A 3,683-nucleotide genomic window follows, 5' to 3' on the forward strand; every position below is an offset into this window, starting at 1 on the left:
CCGCGATGTCTTTGCCACTCTTATAAGTCATAGCTCTAGGCTTTCTTCTCTTGAGAGGAACTGCTGATTTCTTGGGTGGTTGGGGGCGACGGCATTGCTCACAGTAGAGCGGTCGCGGGCCAAAAGTTTCGCGCTGTGTTGGTTGTTGGCATTGCTGACAGACGAAGTTGAAAACGCGAGTGTGAATCTCACGCTGATGCGCTCTGACGGTGTACTCTTTGACTTGAATGATCTTGCTGGGCATTGACTAGTTTTATGGTTCTACTTCTTAAATATAATTTTTCTAACTACCAAAATTTCATCTCTAGCTATTTTTATAAGAAAATCATGTTTTTCCTTTAATGGTAAAGCTGCAATCCATTCTTCTAGAGGTTCAGACACGAATGGTTCTACAATACTTTCTATGGCTGCTACTGCTACCAAATCCTGATCAATATCAAAGAACTCTATAAAAGCCTCAAGTGGGACAGATAGCTTTTTCAAATTAGCTGGTATAGGCGGTTCAACTAATTCTTCTACTTCCTCTTCTTCAATTGCTATTGCAGCAGCTTTTAACCAAACTAAGTACAAAGCTCGAAAATCACCTCGTAAAATATCATCTCGTAATTGTACTAATTTTGATAGCCACCCCTCTGCTTCTATCCAATCTCGATATTCTTCATCGTTAATATTGATATCGAGAATTAGATAAGTTTTGCTACTTGATACAGTAATTCTATCAGGCAGACAGTAAGGCTCAAAAACTGATGGGTGAACTAAAGACTTTGGTAGGCGAAACATCAACTGTCGTGTTCCCCAATTAGCCATGTACAGCATGATATCGAAACACTTCTCTAACAGTTCTTCTGGTTGACCTCGAAAGTCACCATAACTGTAAGTAAAAATTGCATTTGTTGCTGTCAGTTGTACTCGGCTAGATAGACTATTAACATAGGTTTGTTCTGATACTGTTAACGGTCGGTCTAATGCCTGAAATTCGTAATACTGATATTCGCTCATCGTGCTTCTTATCTTTGATTCTGTCTTGACAGGCTCTAAATGTTGTCAAGTCATGTTCATCAACTGAAGATTACAACAAAGTGGCTTAGTAGGGAGATATTCTACTGTGCAAAAACCCTGGTTCAATTCCACCATCTGATTTTACAGGAGAGTCAAGTATGGAAACAGCAGATGTGATTATTATTGGCAGTGGTCAGGGAGGTGTGCCTCTTGCTGCTGACTTTGCTAAACAAGGGCTAATGGTTGTTTTATTTGAAAGAGATTTACTAGGTGGTAGTTGTATTAATTATGGCTGTACTCCTTCTAAAGCGTTTTTAGCAGCTGCTCATGCTGCGGGTCGTGTTCGTCAGGCTGAGGATTTAGGGATATATGCTCAAGTTGAAGTTGATTTCCCTGCTGTAATGGAGCGGGTACGTTTAATTCGCGCTCGCTGGCATCAAGGAGTTCAAAAACGCTTGCATGAAGCAGGAGTGAGAGTGGTGTATGCACAAGCATACTTTACTGGAGAGCGAACTGTTACAGGCAATAATGTCACCGTTCAAGCACCGTTAGTCGTGATTAATACGGGTACAACGGCAGCTACACCTAAGATTCCTGGTTTGGCAGGTACACCTTACTTAACAAACCGCAATTTCTTTGACTTACAAAAGTTGCCGCCACGCCTGCTTGTCATTGGTGGTGGTTACATTAGTTTAGAACTCGGACAGGGATTAGCACGTTTGGGTAGTGAAACACAGATAATTGTACGAGGAGAGCGCGTTCTAGATCATGAAGAACCTGATGTCAGTGAAACTTTAGCCGAAGCTCTCAAGCGAGATGGTATTCAAATTCACTTTCATGCCAACACACAGAAAGTTACTTACAACGATAATCTGTTTACCCTGGAATTAGATAATGGTCAACAACTCCAGGGGGAGGCACTATTGATTGCAACTGGACGCCATCCAAATACTAGTGCTTTAAATGTAGCGGCTACAGGTGTTGAGTTAAATGAACAAGGTTATATTAAAGTTGACGAGCAATTTCGGACAACTTGCGAAAATATTTATGCGATCGCAGATGTTGCTCAACAGCCTGCTTTCACTCATGTTTCTTGGGAAGATTATCGCCGTCTCAAAGCTATTTTGCATGGTGAAAACCGGACTCGCAACGACCGTGTGTTAGCTTATGCCATATATACTGAACCACAAGTTGGACGGGCTGGAATGACAATTGCAGACGCTCACAAAAAGGGCATTAATGCTCGCTGCGTCACTCTGCCAATGTCCGATATTGCTCGTGCGATTGAGTGGGGTCATGATTTAGGCTTTTACCGAATGGTGATAGATACAGAAACTGACCTGATTTTAGGAGCGACATTGGTTGGTTATGAAGCGGCTGAAATAGTTCATGTGTTTGTGTCGCTCATGGAAGCAGGAGCTACTTGGCAATTATTAGAAAAATCTGTTCATATCCATCCTACTTATGGGGAAGCATTGCCTAGTCTTGCACGCGGCTTTGTTGAATAATTGGTGTTGCTCAAACAAAACATGAGTTATACAATTGCCTTGGGCGTAATTTTCTTGCAGATTATTCACCGAATCATGCTGCAATTCATTGTTTGAATTCTATGTGTTTTCGTTTGATTTCTAGCCAGTTGTATAGCGGTGACTGAACTATCTTGAGTACTGTAGCAATTATGTAGAGCTATGCTATGGCACTCTTTCTACAACTGGCATAGAGCGGAACAAGTTATGCAGAGGTTTTAACTGTATCCCACGCTGTTGATATCTCCATTGAAACTGCAACAGCACGATATCAGTTGCCAATTTGCCAGAATCTCTAACAAGCCTTGTATTTCTCCTTATTCTTTTGTCTGTGATGCTGTCACCCTTTGGTGATTGGCAAGGCTTAGAGTTTGATTATTAGTTTCTTTGGGCAGTTGAGGTTTTGGGTGATTCTCGACGCTAACATAATTATTGTACTTGCGTCTTGGAAATTCCATATCTATTTAAAATTGACAAATCTTTGACTGCAAAAAGTTGATTATTGAATCTAAAGAGGGGAGCAACGCGATTTTCTGAAGTCGGACAAAAACGAGTGATGATGCTCCACCCCAAGGCCAGGCGATCGTTAAACCGAAAGTTCAGGAGATTAGTCAAATTGATACTATTTAGATAGCTAAATATCTCAGTAATACTGAGATAACTCTATTTTTATGGTTGTTTAGTTCTGTGATGGAGACAAAAAAGTGTAGGATGCCCTTTGAGTAATAGTTTTGATGTTGAATATCAAAACAGGGAGCTTGCCGTCACTTCATGAACGAAAAAATATATTCAAGCTTAGATTTAAGCAAATCATTGTCAGACTTTAAAGAAAAAGTTGCGAAACTTTTAGAAATTAAAAATCTGAGCGAATGGTCGGCTCAAACTTTTAAAGCATTAGAAGAAGAAATTAGAAATAGAGCATTAACTCTAGCAGGAGAATGTGTAGCAGTTTTATTAAATAAGCTATCTCAATCTCAATCAGCTCTAAATATAGCAATAAATCAAACAAGAAGTTTGTCAAATCAAAAAATGTAAGGATTCAGGTCTAATATTGCGGAAGTAAAGAAGGGCAAGACTGAGAATTATCAGAATCAGCAATTAGAGCCTGTGCAAAAAAATCAATCACAGACCGACCTTGACGGCGACAAGTTTGCACCA

4 protein-coding genes are annotated in these 3,683 nt (G+C 40.2%); 2 read left to right on the plus strand and 2 right to left on the minus strand.

The window, feature by feature from the left end; all coding sequences use genetic code 11:
* Together FNW02_RS37640 and FNW02_RS37645 are read right to left on the minus strand one after the other, a co-directional pair.
* The coding region (locus FNW02_RS37640; RefSeq protein WP_191762550.1) for a hypothetical protein at nt 1-244 on the minus strand (244 nt) is incomplete at its 3' end.
* A 17-nt stretch (nt 245-261) separates the two neighbouring features.
* Complete coding sequence (locus FNW02_RS37645) at nt 262-999, minus strand: hypothetical protein (RefSeq protein ID WP_191762551.1); 738 nt, start codon at nt 997-999, stop codon at nt 262-264.
* Between the two features lie 158 nt (nt 1,000-1,157).
* Here FNW02_RS37645 and FNW02_RS37650 point away from each other — a divergent pair, with 158 nt between their 5' ends.
* The gene (locus FNW02_RS37650) at nt 1,158-2,507 is read left to right on the plus strand and encodes an FAD-dependent oxidoreductase (protein WP_191762552.1); all 1,350 of its coding nucleotides are present in this window, start codon (nt 1,158-1,160) and stop codon (nt 2,505-2,507) included.
* Nucleotides 2,508-3,296: 789 nt separating this feature from the next.
* Nucleotides 3,297-3,560, plus strand: a complete 264-nt coding sequence (locus tag FNW02_RS37655; RefSeq protein ID WP_191762553.1) for a hypothetical protein — start codon at nt 3,297-3,299, stop codon at nt 3,558-3,560.
* The last annotated feature ends 123 nt before the right edge of the window (nt 3,561-3,683 follow it).

It is taken from the genome of Komarekiella delphini-convector SJRDD-AB1 (assembly GCF_014831675.1).
GTDB lineage: Bacteria > Cyanobacteriota > Cyanobacteriia > Cyanobacteriales > Nostocaceae > Komarekiella.